Source organism: Falsiporphyromonas endometrii, assembly GCF_042654485.1.
GTDB classification, from domain to species: Bacteria; Bacteroidota; Bacteroidia; order Bacteroidales; family Porphyromonadaceae; genus Porphyromonas; species Porphyromonas endometrii.
In genome coordinates this window covers 1-15536 of record NZ_JBHSGO010000032.1, presented here as the reverse complement: position 1 = coordinate 15536, position 15536 = coordinate 1, and the positions used below count along the sequence as shown (strand labels likewise).

Here is a 15536-nt window from a genome sequence, read left to right as displayed (position 1 = left end):
TGAACGATTTATTTGCGTGTTTGGGATTAGCCCAGACCCGCAAGTTATTGACAAACTTTTCAAAGAACTCATTTTATTTACTGCCAGAGCCGCTTAGGCTTGGATATTTTTTAACGAACTATTGTATCAAAGGAATCCCTGCCAGCATCAGCCTCATGTTATTGTCAATACCCTATGGTATGATTACCAACTACCTGGCCATGTATTGTAAGCAAATTGGATTGAATACATCACCAGGACTTTTCTTTTCATTCATGGCTGTTGGTATGGCAATATCGCGGATCTTTTCCGGTAAGATTGTTGACAAGGGTAAGGTTACACAAGTCATATCATTCTCATTCTATCTCATTGTATGCTGTTTCTTCCTATTTACATCTACTCCGTATTTTGTGAAGATTCATCTAAACATGGCTATCATAGTCTTTTATCTTGTATCCTGTCTTATGGGTGTAGGATTTGGGATTCTCTTCCCTGCATACAATACACTGTTTATCAACCTTGCACCAGATGATCAAAGAGGAGCTGCCAACTCAACCTACTTGACATCTTGGGATATTGGACTTGGTATGGGGATGATCGGAGGTGGCTACATAGCAGATATTAGCAACTTCAACTACGCATATATCTGGGGTGCCTGTATGACTGTGGTATCAATGATTTATTTCAACTTGAGAGTAGCCCCTCATTTCAACAAGAACAAATTTAGATAATTCGTCATAATAACCATCAATAAGCATGAGACCGGACACATTGATTTATCAATCAATCATGCTATAAATATATAACACTTTTAAGGCCAAGGGTTATATTCAACTATTAACTAACGACTTATAAGCTATATATCACTACAGTGTTTGTTGATATTCCATAGACTGACAGTATTTGAGAGTTGAAACATTTATACATTCAAATGGACAACTATTAAAACGTATCAATATGAAACATTTTATCACTTTCATTGCGACTTTCACTGCTATTTTCAGCATAAACATATCGCAAGCACAGACCAAGCAACAATCGAATCTCCTCAGCGGAATTAGAAGCTTTGCTCAAACTGAATCAGAACAGTTTGAATACTACTACAACTCAAGTAATAGACTCGACTCTATTATTCAAAGACAAGCAAGCAATCACTTCAACATGAAGACTGTCCTAACTTACAATAATGAAGGCAAAATCTCAGATCTTGAAGAATTGTATCTCTATAAAGGCAATTGGGATAAGAATAGCAAATATGAATACACTTATGACTCAAAAGGTCACATGATACTTAAGATCAAGCTTGTCAATTCCGGAGGAGAGTATGTAGAAAACTCACGATATAAATACAATTACAATGCAGATGGGCGTATAGAATCTCTATTCTCCAAAATACCCGGTCAAGAAGCTCTTATACTTTATAAGTATGACGACAAAGGCCGTTGCACCAACATTGTCAAAAAAGATACAACCTCAACTACACCAACAGTTATAGAGGAGATCCAATACACTTACAACGGAGATTCCGATTATCAAATAGATCAAAAGAAAATTTTTAGCTACAATCCTTTGGACAAGAAAATGAAATTAGACCATTATGATAAATACACCTACAGTGACAAAGGAGGATTGAAACTTATCGAACGATATCTTGAAAGTTCAAAGAAGCCCATGATTAGTCAAGTGATTGAGGAAGATGAAAATACCATTCGTGTCGACTCTCTATCAGGCGTTACACCTGAGTCATATTTACCCGATTATGAAGGCAGCAAGTTCGTCAGAATAAAAACAAGCATCTACCACGGTAGCGTTGGTGATGATACAATCGACCAACTCATTTCAAGATCTACCTTTGAATACAAAAATCCGGATAGTGCAACAAAGATTACGAAAGGTGAAGGCATGACAATTAAGGTAAACGGCAACCAAGTAATCATCCTCAGCGATGTACCAAATCAAAACTATCAAATCTTTAACACCAAGGGCGAATATATTCAGAATGGCATAGCCAATAAAGAGGAGTCAATCACTCTTTCAGATGGTATATACATCATAAAATGTGGTGATAGCACTGCCAAAATAAGGATATCCAGGTAACAAGTTAATGTAATATCAAAAAGAGCATGAACTTCCTATGAAAAAATAGTGAAGCTCATGCTCTTTTTATTTCAGTGCAATGGTTAGCAAGAAATCAATCTTTCATTTATACATCACATAAGCCAACCATGGACCAATCTCTCTCGGGGCATTTGATGGCAATGCTACTCCCTCCGGGATCTCTTTGAAATACTTATCAATAATCATTGGTGAGGTCGAATTGAGTTCCTCTCTCTCTCTAATATTATTAATCAGATGTTTCTTATTTGCTTTCATCCATCTCATTTCATCATTCGAATACCCAAATAAATCAGTTTCACTACGCTTAGGAAAGATCCGATGCATCAGATGATAAATCTCAGACCAATAATGAAACTTATCATTGAGGGTAATAGCACGATCTCTCGGTTCAGGAATTTCAGATATAATCCAACCCAGCAAGGCATCCATTGCGATACGGTCTGCTACCGAATGTCTCTGTTGCCATGGTGTGAAAAACTCTTGATACAAAGGATAATCCTGCCCCAAATAAAAGTCGAGTGAAACAGACACAAAAGAGGGTGCAACGATAACTCTTTGATTGAAACCCGAAACATGAGTAAAGATATCTTTGGGCATTTCGAGATCGGGTCTCAACCTATGCAATTTATCGAATGCATATTGAAGCTCTTTCATAATCTTCTTGGACAATCCAAAAGCAAATCGCTCCTCAACATCTGCATATAATTTATTGAATGCCGGATGACAATATCTGGAAACAATTGCATTTTTGAGCCCTTTATGCTCTATTCTATCACCCAAGTCAAGCACTCCTTTTGCTATAATATCCAATGCATATTCGTAAGGTACAAGTTGCTCAGGCATCTCTTTCGCAATAGTATCTCTATTCTGAACATAGATATAGATTATAGAGTCAAGTCTTGTTACCGGAATGGCAGAAACTGTCTTGCCATCAGACCAGGTTATTGCAGAGATAAGCACCGTAATAGACAATAAAAATTTCTTAGTCATAACTGTGATGATTACATTCTTCTTGCTAAAGTAGACAATAATCCTATAACTCCTTTGCTAAACGATTGCATCCCGAAATTCATAAATTCGATAAAAGAGATTGAANAGTGGCGTATGATTCCCAAGGACTTTGCACCTTGGCAAAGCGTGTATTACTATTTCTGCAAATGGAAGAACGAAGGCATCATGGAGGAACTCCTCGACAAACTTCGCTCCTTGGTACGCATGATCTGCGGGCGCAACGAAAGTCCCGGCATGGGAATGATCGATTCAAGAAGTGTCAAGACATCACATCATGTAGATGCCGTACGAGGACTTGACGGAAACAAAAAGATTAAAGGCAGAAAACAACATGTTGTTGTCGATACTCAAGGTTATCTGATGGCCGTATCCGTCCATGAAGCCAATATTCATGACAGCAAAGGTGCTCCGAAAGTCATTGAAAAATTGTCCTGTAAGTTTCCCCGCCTTACCAAAATTCTTGCTGATGGAGGCTATCGAGGAAACCTTGCCGATTGGGTCCTCGACAAATACGGATGGGAACTTGAAGTCGTTCTCAGACCGAATGAATGTCCGTCAAAGTTCAAGGTCATTCCAAAACGATGGATTGTGGAAAGAACTTTTGCATGGCTGGAAAATTTCAGAAGACTGACGATTGATTATGAGTTTCATGCCGGTACTGCAGAGGCTATGGTTCAACTTGCTTTCTGCAAAATATTGCTTAATAAATTCTCTGAATAATTTTTAAACAGCTTCTAACAATCTTCTTAGACCTCTTTTAAGAGACATAAAATCTGCTAAATGAGAGCAAGATGGACACCAATGTTTCATAAATTCATCTCTAAAAGATCTAATAATAAGCTCTTATACATCAAAGAAATGAATTAAATTTTAGTGATTAGACAGTCTTAATTTATAAATAATGTAAATATATAAAGCCGTTTTTCTCTCAATAAAACAGATCAATTCGAGCACAAAAAGAGGATATTTATCATAAAAAGAGAAAGTAAGAGCAAACGATCGATGCCTCTAAATGTTAAATTGATTTAAGCCTACTTATAATTAATCTCTCCAAGCCTCATAAAACAGCTCTCAGCTGCCTTTTTTGGGAAGGTCGCGCGACTTGCAATCCGTTCTCGCGCTACTTTGAAGGTAAACTCGCGCGAGGTTGCACTTGAAGTAGCGCGACTTTGCATGTCAAGGTCGCGCGACAACAGATCGAAAGTCGCGCGAGAATGGATTGCTTCTCGCGCGAGCTTATTTGTTAAAATAGAGCATAAATAAGACCTGTTTCGTACTATAAAAACAAGAAAAGTCAGCATAAGGTCAAGTTCCCCTAACCCCGGAAGCTATGATTTTTAGTATAAATAAGAGTTGATTTAGTTGTTTTCTGAGCGTTGATAAAGGTAACAACATTTAACAAATATAGGTTTTCTATTATGAACTTCACAGTCCAAGAATATTGGTTGACACAAAGACAATCATTGAACCTTCCAAACAGTTCTATCTTCTTCTGTCCAAATGGATACACCTCAGCATCTTGAAAGATACATCCTCCAAGGATTAAGATTGTCATAATGCTGATAATTAAGGTGATTAGATCCATATTCTTAGTCTTAGATTTTCACTAAGGTACTAAAAAGGCCGCTTCTATACAACGAATTGCCCACTTAATCGCGCCTTACATAGCTTAGAGACAAACTATCGCTATACATAACTCACAACATAAAATGGCGGCACACGACCAACAAATCAACAAAACGAACAAAATGATAAAGGAAAAACTGTACCTTTGGCATCTAATATGTAGATTGAATAAGTATGAAGCAACGTGTTATATATAATTTTTTGCTCGCATGTCTCGGCACTCTTTGCGTGATGACGTCATGCAAAGAGGAGAAAGTAAAAGTAGACAAATGGGATATTACGGATGTGAGAATTACATCATTGAATGTAACCTCAAACTCCTTCAGCCCCGAGGCTCAAAAGGCTTTTTACTCCATAGATCAGGCTCAAGGGCTTATTTACAATGCAAATCCACTTCCTTATAAGACACAGCTCAATAAGATTAAGCTTGATATAAAGACTTTCCAATTCAACATTGTGAAATACCAAATTGGGAAAGACAACAAGTGGGTTGAATGGAACAAAATTGATTCTATTGCACTGGATGGAAATGACCAACTAAAATTACTGATAGAAGATCGTGAGCAAACGGTCAAGAAAGAATACTCGCTTAAGATTAATGTCTATCAATTCGATCCACTGACCATTGATTGGCAAGAGATCGAATCCAATGGGTTGGAAGCATCAACAGACGACAACTTCAATACATTTATCTTGGACTCAAAAATTTTGGTTTACTCATCTAACAGACAAGATAATACAAGCGCACCTTATCGCACTGACAAAGCAAATCCGAGTCAGTTTGAAAAAGTTGAGATGTCAGGACTGTCAGGGGCTATCAAGAGTATTCAGATGGTAGGAGAAAAGTTTTATTGTGCTACGACTGGTAACAATGACCTTCTGCAATCAGACAATGGTATTCAATGGACAAAAGTCGCAACAATACCAGGAGACGATTTCGAGTTTTTGGGAGTTCTCAAAGATCCTACGGATGGTCACTTCATCCCTACTCTTCTTATCAATAGATCCGGTAAAAAGTCCAAGTATGGAACTTTTAACAATGGCTCAGTTACAGAATATGAGGAGGTACAAAGTTCATTTCCAACAAGCAACTTCCTCATTACATCTCGAGAAGATCATCTAAGGCCGATAATCAGACTTTACGGCGGTCTCAATATGAGTAACATACATAGCAGCTATTGGGAAACGACCAACGGCAAGGATTGGCTGACTCCGACAGTATCCTTTGTTGGCACTTATCCATTTAGCACAAGCCATATTCCTTCTCTTGGAAAAGTAAAAGGTATAGACCTAATGATTTGCAAAGGCAAAAAAAGTCGTGAGTCAGAAATTGAAGATTTGGTCTACTACTCTATTAATGGTACAAAAACGTGGGAGCTTGGACAGGTAAGCGTCCTTCTTCCTCATCAAATGAATAGAAATAGCTTTTTGTTTGCCTTCAATGACGACAAAAACAATATATATTTGGCATCTTCCGTTAATTCTGATGTAAAAGGTTCTATTAAATTGTTTAAGGGAACCAAGCGATTGCAGAATTAATCATAAGCCAAGCAGAAACAAGTGACAAAAAAGAAGCTGATTGCCAAAAGAATTGCCCTTGTCTTGACATTTATTTTTGCTGTAGCAGGATGGTCAGGATCAAAGCTTCAAGCACAAGAATTTTTATATGAGTTTGGAGCTAAGGGTGGACTTACCCATTATGCCGGAGATATTGGAAGGAGAGGTCCTTTTGTCTCCCCTTCGGCCGGAATAGGTGCAGAGATGCGATACAATATAAATTTCAGATTTGCACTATCTGCCGAGTTGTCTCTTTATAATCTCAAAGGACAATTTAAAAATGCAGACAATATCTTTCCGGAGAGGAAACAAGGCAACTTCTCAAACGCATTTTACTTTTTAGGCGTAATGGGGGAATACAACTTCTTACCACTAAGTGACAAATATAAGTACTTGCAGACATCTCCATGGAGCCCTTATCTGGCTATAGGATTGGGTGCAGGTGCGACCAAAACATACAAAGGGACGAGGGTGGCTCCGGTATGGCAAATCGGTGGTGGCATCAAGTACAAGTTGTCCGAAAAATGGACTTTGCAGGCATCATGGATTTATCATGGTGTTGCATCTGATGCTTTAGATGCTCCTGACGAAGAGCATCGATGGCTCGACAATCCCTACAATATTAGTCAGTCATCTATTAGCAAAGGAGACGGATTTGGAGCCCTTACATTTGGATTTACATACAGTTTCGGCAACAGATACAGCGACTGTACGAAAGTCAAGAAGGCTCCAAAGTTTAAGCCACTTAAGTTTAAATGATTATTTCGGTATAATATATGAGCCCAACAAAAGAGCAAATAGACCAGTTTTTAGCAAAGCAGAGGAAGCTTCCCAAACACATTGCAATCATTATGGATGGCAATGGTAGATGGGCACAACAAAAGGGGTTGCCCAGAGAACGAGGACACGAAGCAGGAGCTGAGACCTTGGACAAGATAGTAACAATTTCAGCAAAATTGGGATTGGAGTATCTGACCCTGTATGCCTTTAGCACTGAAAATTGGGGTCGTCCACAAACGGAAGTGGATGCACTTATGCATCTTTTGGTAGAGACCATCAAATGTCAGCTACCCAACATGATGTCTAACAACATCAGACTTTTGGCTATTGGAGATATAGACAGACTACCAAAAGAGTCTAAAGAATCGTTGCTTGCAGCTATCGAAGAGACATCTCACAACAACGGGCTCAATCTAACACTTGCCTTAAGCTACTCATCCAGATGGGAAATAACCAAAGCTGTAAAAGAGATAGTCAAAGAGGTACGTAAGGGAAATATTTCGGAAGAGATGATTACGGAAGAGATGATCTCCAATCACCTTTGCACAACAAATACTCCCGATCCTGATCTTTTGATCCGCACGGGAGGCGAACAAAGAATAAGCAATTACCTTCTTTGGCAAGTTGCTTATGCCGAACTCTATTTTACTCCAACATACTGGCCGGACTTTGATGAACAAGCTCTGATGCTTGCAATAGACGACTATAGCAATAGAGAAAGACGCTATGGTTTGACAGGCGAACAAATCACTACCGGTATTCATTGACAAAGAACAGATCTGACAATATGAGATATAGAATAATTACTCTGATAACCTGTCTTTCGCTCGGGGCTTGTATACAAGCACAAGCACAGACCAACGACAATGTACAGTCTACCCCCATAACTGTCAACGACAGTACATTGCCGGAAATTAATTATGCACGACCTGTAAGCAAAACGATAGCAGACATCAAAGTAGTTGGTGCCAAATCTTTTGACTCGGATGTACTTATCAACTTGTCCGGCCTGGCAGTTGGTGAAGAGATACAAATCCCCGGCTCTGAGATTACAGATGCGCTAAACCGCTTCATGCGACATGGGCTCTTTTCGAATGTAAAAATCATTGCCACCAAATATGAGGGCAATAAAGTTTGGCTTGAGATTCAGCTTGTCGAAAGACCTCGTATATCCAAGGTCGAATTTATCGGTATTAAGAAGGGGGATAGAGAGGAGCTCGAAAAACGCACCGGACTTCGCAAAGGGCTTCAGCTTACTCCCAATATTATAGATAGGACAAAGCAACTAATCAAAAAGTACTATGATGAAAAGGGCTTCCGAAATATGGAAGTTTATATCAAAGAGGAGCCGGATCTGTCGGAGGAGGGCTTTGTAAATGTCAAGATCCGCATCATTAGGAATGACAAAACCAAGGTGCTCAACATCAAAGTCGAGGGCAACAAGGCTATGACTGAGAATCAAATTATCAGCACCATGAAGAAGACCAATGAAGGGTTTAATCTTTTTAAAAAGGGTCGCTTCTGGTATAGTATAAAAAAGATCTTCAGTCAAAAGAAGTTTGTTGACAAAGATTATAAAGAGGACTTGGAGAAAATCATTCAAAAGTATCAGGAGTTGGGTTACCGAGATGCAGAAATTGTATCGGACACTATCATTCCTTCAGGCAAGAAGAACAAAATTGACATTCACATCAAAGTAAATGAAGGTCCTAAATATTACATAGATGATGTGACTTTTGTAGGTAACACCAAATATGACACTCAGCTGCTCAAAAGAATATTAGGAATAAATAAGGGTGATGTCTACAATCAGAAAAAACTGCAAGACAGGCTTTTCACTGAAGACGATGCTCTCTCAAACCTATACTATAACAATGGTTATATGTTTGCACAAATCGATCCGGTAGAGACTAAGGTCAAAAATGACTCCGTCTCCCTCGATATCCGTATCATTGAAGGAATACAGGCAACAATCAATCAAGTTATAATCAATGGTAATACCAATGTCTACGAAGAGGTTGTAAGAAGAGAATTGTTTAGCAAGCCGGGTGCACTTTTTAGCAAAGAAGATATTATCAACTCTATTAGAGCCATTGCTCAATTAGGACATTTTGATCCGGAAAAGATAGAGCCAATCCCCACTCCTAATCCTCAAACAGGTACTGTTGACATTGAATACAACCTTGTACCTCACTCAAGTGACCAATTTAACATTGCATTTGGGTGGAGCCAAACAGGTATGCTGTATACTGTAGGTCTGAAGTTTACCAACTTTTCTATAAGAAACCTCTTCAAACCTTCCATGTATCACAACTTCATCCCTCAAGGGGACGGACAGACCTTACAAATCAATGCTCAGACGAATGCCAAATATTACCAAAACTACAGTATCTCATTCTCTGACCCATGGTTTGGGGGCAAGAGACCAAATCTATTTACTGTAAGTGCATTCTATTCAAAGCAAACAGCCATAGATACAAAATTCTATAACAACAAAATTGGCTCTTATTACAATTCCGGATACTACGGTTATGATCCATACGGATACGGTGGATATGGAGGCTATGGTGGTTATGGTTATGGCTACGGCAACGGAGCTTATGGTGGTTATGGCAATGGCGGCGAGATATACGAAAAAGCTCAAGACCCGGATAAGTACCTCGAATTGATTGGGCTTTCTGTTGGTTATGGTAAGCGACTTAACTGGCCGGACAACTGGTTCCAGGTTTATGCATCACTCAACTATACAAGATACAAGCTACACAATTGGATCTACGATACATTCCAAAACTTCCACAATGGAGTTGCGAATGACATCAACCTTCAACTTCGAATTGGAAGAAACTCTACAGACAACCCTATCTTCACAAGAATGGGTTCGGACTTTATGCTCTCTGTAACATTGACTCCCCCATATTCATTGTGGGACGGTAAGGATTATTCAGATCCCAAACTTCCTGCTTCTGACAGATATAAATTTATCGAATATCACAAATGGCAATTTAGCGGAAAGGTATTTGTACCCCTACTTAATCCGGCAACCTACAAAAGGACACCGGTATTGATGACAAGAGTACAGACCGGATTCTTGGGTCACTACAACAGCCATAAGAGATCTCCTTTTGGTACATACTATATGGGTGGTGACAATATGGGAGCCATGGGTGGATATATGAATGAAACTGTCGGACTTCGCGGATATGCCAACGGTAGTATTGCCGGTATGAACTACAACTATGCTTATTCATACCTAAAGGTTGGCATGGAACTCAGATATCCTATCATCTTGGAAGGACAGACTAATATTTGGGTATTGGGATTCCTCGAAGCAGGTAATGCTTGGAACAAGTTTGCTGACTACAATCCATTCAATCTTAAAAGATCTGCCGGTATCGGTGCCCGTATTACAATACCGATGCTTGGTATCTTAGGTATTGACTGGGGATATGGATTTGATAGGCCCGACGGATCAAGAGATCGTGGAGGAAGCAATGTACACTTCATCATTGGTCAAGAGTTTTAATAAGTATTATGGAAGAATCAAATGACTGATTATTGCTTCTCAAATAATATTATAACTTTATACGCGCTTAGAAATTGTTTTGAGTCTTCTTCAAAAAGAGTTTCTAAGAAATGAATCCCTGTGATAAGGATGTATAATTAAAAAGAAAACGTTATGAAAAAGTTTATCATCACAACGGCAATGGTTATGCTGGCTGCCATAAGTGGCTTTGGGCAGAAATATGCACTTGTAGATATGGAGTATGTACTAAAAAACATTCCCGACTACGAGATGATGAATCAACAATTGGAAGAGGTTTCCAAAAAGTGGCAAGGAGAAGTGGAAGCCATGGAAAATATGGCTCAAACAAAATATAAGAAGTATCAGAGCGATTTGGTATTCCTATCAGCCGATCAAAAGAAGCAAAGAGAAGACGAGATAGTCAAACTTGAGCAAAAAGCCGCTGAACTTAAGAGAAAGTACTTTGGACCGGAAGGAGAGCTATTCAAGAAAAGAATGGACCTTATGAAACCTATCCAAGATGAGATATGGAATGCGGTCAAAGACATAGCAAAGGCACAAGGCTTCCAAATGGTTTTAGATAGAGGTACTTCAGGCATTATCTTTGCTAGTCCGGCTATAGATATCAGTGCAGATGTATTGAAGAAATTAGGCTTCTCAGCCCAATAAAAGTTATTGATTATTAATTATAAAGCAATTATAGAAATGAAAAAATTCATCTTAGCGCTACTTCTTTTAATCCCTGCAGTAGCATTCTCACAACAGAAAATTGCAGTCGTAAACACACAAGAGATTATGACTCAGTTACCCGACTTTAAAGCAGCTCAAAAGCAACTTGAAGAAAAGGGTAAGAAGTATGATGAAGACTATGCTAACATGCAGAAGGAAATCGAAAAGAAGTCTCAAGCATACATTGCTGACAAAGACAAACTTAATGATGTTCTGAAGAAAACTCGTGAACAAGAGATTCAAGACATGCTTGCACGCTTGGAACAAAGCAAACAGCTTATGGCTCAAGATATGCAAAATGAGCAAGAAAAGCTTTTTGCTCCGATCCAAAAGAAGATCTATGACGCACTCAAAAAGGTTGGAGACGAGAATGGATATGCATATATTATGGAATCACAGATTATGCATTATCAAGGTCCCGGTGCAATAGATTGTACTGCTAAAGTTAAGGCTAAGCTTGGATTGAAATAAATCAGCAAAGACCTATAAATTAGGGGGACTGTGTCAAAATGCAACATCTTTGATACAGTCCCCTTTTATTTTAATCCATATTGTTTAACAAGAGAATGGAAGACAAATCCCTCATAAAAGATGCCGGCAAAATGGTTGGCTCAGGCGTATTCGTCCAAGTGGTGGCTTTCTTGCTTATCATCCTGCTTGGACGCCTATACAATGAGGAGCAGATGGGAACTCTTGGCTTGTTTCTTGCCTGGGCGGGATTACTTTCTATTACTTCGGGTGGAAGGTACGAACACGCAATTGTCGTATCCAATAATGAAGATGATGCCTCTACCCTATTCTCTCTAAGCATTCTGATTAATGGGGGATGTTTTGTTATCCTCTTACCTATTTGTTTAGGAATCAACTTTCTACTACCATCGACACATTACAGCCGGATGCAAGGCTATATTCTGCTACTGCCTCTCTTTGTCCTTCTTCAAGGAATAGTCAATAGCCTGTGTATGCTTAGGCTTTATCAAAAACATTACAACAAACTATCTCTTTCGCAAGCGTTACAAGGTCTATCCAACAATCTTCTGAAGGTATTGCTGGGATTAAGAATGGCTACTGTCGCATCCCTAATCGGTGCATCTTTTATGGCTCTTATCCTTGGAGGAATACCGCTATTAAGATTTCAATCAAATAGGAGGGCCCTAACTTTAGATAAAGGTAGACTTAAGCAAGCTGCGACAAGATATGCCAACTTCCCCCGATATGGGATTTTACAGGCATTGATTGACAATTTACTTGGTTCTCTCTTTATCCTAATGCTCCCTCTGAGCTACTCAATCAAAGAGGTCGGGATTTTGACCATGGCCATTACCTTAGCAAGAAGACCGCTTCAAATCATTGGTGACAACTTAAGCCGTGTATACTACCAAAGACTTTCAGAAAAGTGCAATCAAAGACAAGAATTGCTTCCTATGATCAAAAAGTTTGCTATCAGATGGATTTGCTTATCTATCCCGGTCTTTGGTATTCTGGCTTTATTTATGGAAAAACTTGTAGTTGCTTTTGTTGGACCACTGTGGGGCAAAACGGGTTTTGTAATTGTGGCCATGTTGCCAATGCTTATTCCAAACTTCTTAAATATGATATTCAATATCATCCCGGATGTTTTAGGGAAGCAAAAGATAAATATGAATATTCAAATCGGGATGATTATCTTTGAATCCATAATTATAGGGTTGGGATTGTGGCTCATGAGCTTCGACGAGATTATTCCTTTCTACTATTTATTTGTATGCATAGAACAATCTGTATTCTTCATCATATTAATAAGACTTGCAAGAGAGCATGACACTACCATCAGACAACATCATATTTCCTAATAGCTATGCCTTCATCGAAGGGAATCATCTTATTCTGGAGAATGAGATCGAAAGTTTGCTATCTTCCTGCAATTCTGTCGAAGAGTTTCAAGAGCAAGCAGAAAAGCTCAATGGGTCATGGGCTGCAATTATCAAAAAAGACAATAAGATCTATGCAGCAACGGATCATCGATCCACAATGCCCGTATATTATAGACAATCCAACGATACAATACGATTTAGCACGAATGGATTTGATCTAATACAACCAAACGAAAGATTTAACATTTCATCTGATGACCAACTGTTTTTTGCTCAAAATGGATTTCTTCTTGGACAAAAGACCTTACACCCCAATATCAAACGCTTACAAGCCGGAAGCCTTCTGTACTTTGACGGTAAAGAGATTGCAATTAGCCATTATGATCACGAGATCAATAATCTTTCGGCCTACTCAGCCCTTTCTTATACAGAGGCCAAACGAAGATTTAAACAACGGCTGGAGGAGATATTTAGCAATGCAAAGCAATTAGTCGGCAATAGATGGATTGTACTTCCCCTTACCGGAGGAAGAGACTCCAGACTTCTGGCTTGCCTTCTAAAAAAGGCAGGGTTTAAAAATGTACAATGTATAACTTATGGCATTGGAAAAGATTGCTTCGAATCTCAGAAAGCAAAAGAAATAGCTCAGAAACTGAATTATAAACATGAATTCATTTCAAGCATACCGGAAGATTGCGGATACGAAGGATATACCGAAGACAGAGATGCCATCAATTATCTTAAATACATAAGTGGGTTGGGATCCGGATATTATTATGGGGAGTACCTGCCTGCTAAATGGATCTGTCAGCATTTTGCACCATCGGAACTACCAATAGTCATACCCGGACACAATGGAGATGAGATAAGAGGAGAAAGTCTTATCCATCCCTATCTTCTCAAAAGAGACTGTTCGAAAATGATTGATGCCCTGACTATGCGAGAAGGAGGAAACTGTGCAATCTCAAGAAAACAGTATCTGCAACTAAGAAAAGAAATCGAACAAACAATCAAGACCTATCCAAAAATATTCGACACATTGCAATTGTACGAACAATACCTCAACTATGAGGTTATGCCTAAGTTTTATACCAACTCAGCTAAATCTTGGAGATATTTTGAGATACCGGTGTTTTTGCCCCTACTGGACAAAGAATTGTGCGAGCTGATGTTTTGCATCCCCGCAAAGTACAGATGGAGAAGACGACTTTACGAAGAGGTAACAAACGAATATTATACTGAATTTGGAGTAACCTTCGATGATGACACCAACTCAGAAAAAGAATTGAGCAAACTATCCTTCAAAATAAAAGAGGTAATACGCCCATATATTGCACCTATATGGAACAAACGTTCTAAACTATGGCTTGGAGACACGATAGGTTTTAGGACTCTCATGCAAGGTAAATTGTTAGAAGAAGTTCGCCAAAGAAGTCCATTCAATCCAACAACCGAAAATGGACTGGCGGCCGCTTGGCTACTGCTAAAGATAGAAGATGAATACGGCTTAAAAAAGACTCGACAATCACCTTCAAACAATCAATGAATTAGAGTAAACCAGCTCCTTACTTTACAATAAATACAAAAAGATCTTCTTAAACTTAGGATTTGTCTGTATCAATACTTTGATGTAAATTTGCGGTCGATTTATCGATCTAGTTCCGTCATGGCGGAGCTAGTATTTATGTTTAATCTAAAATATTATTGAGAATGTATCTCGACAAAGAAGAAAAGGCCGAAATTTTTGCTAAGTATGGCAAGGATGGCAAAGACACGGGTAGCCCTGAAAGTCAAATTGCATTGTTTACTTACCGTATCAGTCACTTGACAAAGCACCTTCAAGCTAACAAGAAAGACTTTAGCACAGAAAGATCTCTTAAGAGACTTGTAGGCCGTCGTCGTCAATTATTGGATTACCTGATTCGCAAAGATATCGAACGTTATCGTGCAATCATCAAAGAACTCGGTATCCGTCGTTAATTAGACAGAAGATATTGTATCAAAACAAAGGGTATGCTATTGAAGCATGCCCTTTTTTATTGACACTACAACTCAAAAACAACTGCTTCCAACTTATAATACCCTATTTTCCGGTAGTATCCCTAAAAGTGTGTAATTGAAGTTTATCTTTGAGTCAAAATTAATCATTTCATTTAACCCAGATTTGTCGTTAGAAATATTATTAGATTGAAATATTAGGATCTCTGGCTCGTTTCCAGAGGGCTAAAAAAGTAGGTCTGTGTTTTAGCGCCAGCGCCAGTTTTAAAGTTTTTTTACCGGCATGTCTCTGAATATATCCGGGTATGGCCAAAAACTTCATCCGAATCGTTTTCAGCATATGTTTCTTTGGCGAGTTAATC

The 15536-nt window shown here is 38.8% G+C and carries 13 protein-coding genes and 2 pseudogenes; 13 read left to right on the top strand and 2 right to left on the bottom strand.

The window, feature by feature from the left end; translation table 11 throughout:
- The 3 genes and pseudogenes from ACFO3G_RS01585 to ACFO3G_RS01575 form a co-directional block, all read left to right on the top strand.
- Nucleotides 1-97: pseudogene (locus ACFO3G_RS01585) on the top strand (transposase); the annotation flags it as partial.
- 31 nt (nt 98-128) lie between these two features.
- A pseudogene (locus ACFO3G_RS01580) lies at nt 129-710 on the top strand (MFS transporter); the annotation flags it as partial.
- Nucleotides 711-936: 226 nt separating this feature from the next.
- Nucleotides 937-2076: a hypothetical protein gene (locus ACFO3G_RS01575; RefSeq protein WP_380077333.1), complete on the top strand. Its 1140-nt coding sequence runs from the start codon at nt 937-939 to the stop codon at nt 2074-2076.
- Between the two features lie 102 nt (nt 2077-2178).
- Here ACFO3G_RS01575 and ACFO3G_RS01570 read toward each other — a convergent pair whose 3' ends face one another.
- The gene (locus tag ACFO3G_RS01570; RefSeq protein WP_380077331.1) at nt 2179-3087 is read right to left on the bottom strand and encodes a gliding motility protein GldB-related protein; all 909 of its coding nucleotides are present in this window, start codon (nt 3085-3087) and stop codon (nt 2179-2181) included.
- A 114-nt stretch (nt 3088-3201) separates the two neighbouring features.
- Between ACFO3G_RS01570 and ACFO3G_RS01565 the strand changes: the two genes are divergently transcribed.
- Nucleotides 3202-3828, top strand: coding sequence for an IS5 family transposase (locus ACFO3G_RS01565; protein WP_380077329.1), 627 nt, complete (start codon nt 3202-3204; stop codon nt 3826-3828).
- Between the two features lie 595 nt (nt 3829-4423).
- On the opposite strand, the gene ACFO3G_RS01560 is transcribed toward ACFO3G_RS01565, so the two are convergent.
- Nucleotides 4424-4693 (bottom strand): hypothetical protein, encoded by a 270-nt coding sequence (locus ACFO3G_RS01560; RefSeq protein ID WP_380077327.1) that lies wholly within the window; start codon nt 4691-4693, stop codon nt 4424-4426.
- Nucleotides 4694-4908: 215 nt separating this feature from the next.
- On the opposite strand from ACFO3G_RS01560, the gene ACFO3G_RS01555 reads away from it, so the two are divergent.
- The 9 genes from ACFO3G_RS01555 to rpsO all read left to right on the top strand — a co-directional run bounded on the left by ACFO3G_RS01555 (nt 4909) and on the right by rpsO (nt 15156).
- On the top strand, nt 4909-6273 hold the full coding sequence (locus ACFO3G_RS01555) for a DUF6242 domain-containing protein (RefSeq protein WP_380077325.1): 1365 nt from the start codon (nt 4909-4911) through the stop codon (nt 6271-6273).
- 21 nt (nt 6274-6294) lie between these two features.
- Nucleotides 6295-7050: an outer membrane beta-barrel protein gene (locus ACFO3G_RS01550; RefSeq protein ID WP_380077323.1), complete on the top strand. Its 756-nt coding sequence runs from the start codon at nt 6295-6297 to the stop codon at nt 7048-7050.
- A 17-nt stretch (nt 7051-7067) separates the two neighbouring features.
- A complete protein-coding gene (locus ACFO3G_RS01545) occupies nt 7068-7838 on the top strand; it encodes an isoprenyl transferase (RefSeq protein ID WP_380077321.1) in 771 nt (256 codons plus the stop codon).
- Nucleotides 7839-7858: 20 nt separating this feature from the next.
- On the top strand, nt 7859-10594 hold the full coding sequence (locus tag ACFO3G_RS01540) for a BamA/OMP85 family outer membrane protein (protein ID WP_380077320.1): 2736 nt from the start codon (nt 7859-7861) through the stop codon (nt 10592-10594).
- Between the two features lie 153 nt (nt 10595-10747).
- A complete protein-coding gene (locus ACFO3G_RS01535) occupies nt 10748-11263 on the top strand; it encodes an OmpH/Skp family outer membrane protein (protein ID WP_380077318.1) in 516 nt (171 codons plus the stop codon).
- 36 nt (nt 11264-11299) lie between these two features.
- Nucleotides 11300-11794 (top strand): OmpH/Skp family outer membrane protein, encoded by a 495-nt coding sequence (locus ACFO3G_RS01530; protein ID WP_380077316.1) that lies wholly within the window; start codon nt 11300-11302, stop codon nt 11792-11794.
- 95 nt (nt 11795-11889) lie between these two features.
- On the top strand, nt 11890-13155 hold the full coding sequence (locus ACFO3G_RS01525) for a lipopolysaccharide biosynthesis protein (protein ID WP_380077314.1): 1266 nt from the start codon (nt 11890-11892) through the stop codon (nt 13153-13155).
- Nucleotides 13121-14722: an asparagine synthase-related protein gene (locus ACFO3G_RS01520; protein WP_380077312.1), complete on the top strand. Its 1602-nt coding sequence runs from the start codon at nt 13121-13123 to the stop codon at nt 14720-14722. The genes ACFO3G_RS01525 and ACFO3G_RS01520 overlap by 35 nt, the downstream gene beginning before the upstream one ends.
- 164 nt (nt 14723-14886) lie before the next feature.
- Nucleotides 14887-15156, top strand: coding sequence for a 30S ribosomal protein S15 (gene rpsO, locus ACFO3G_RS01515; RefSeq protein ID WP_380077310.1), 270 nt, complete (start codon nt 14887-14889; stop codon nt 15154-15156).
- The last annotated feature ends 380 nt before the right edge of the window (nt 15157-15536 follow it).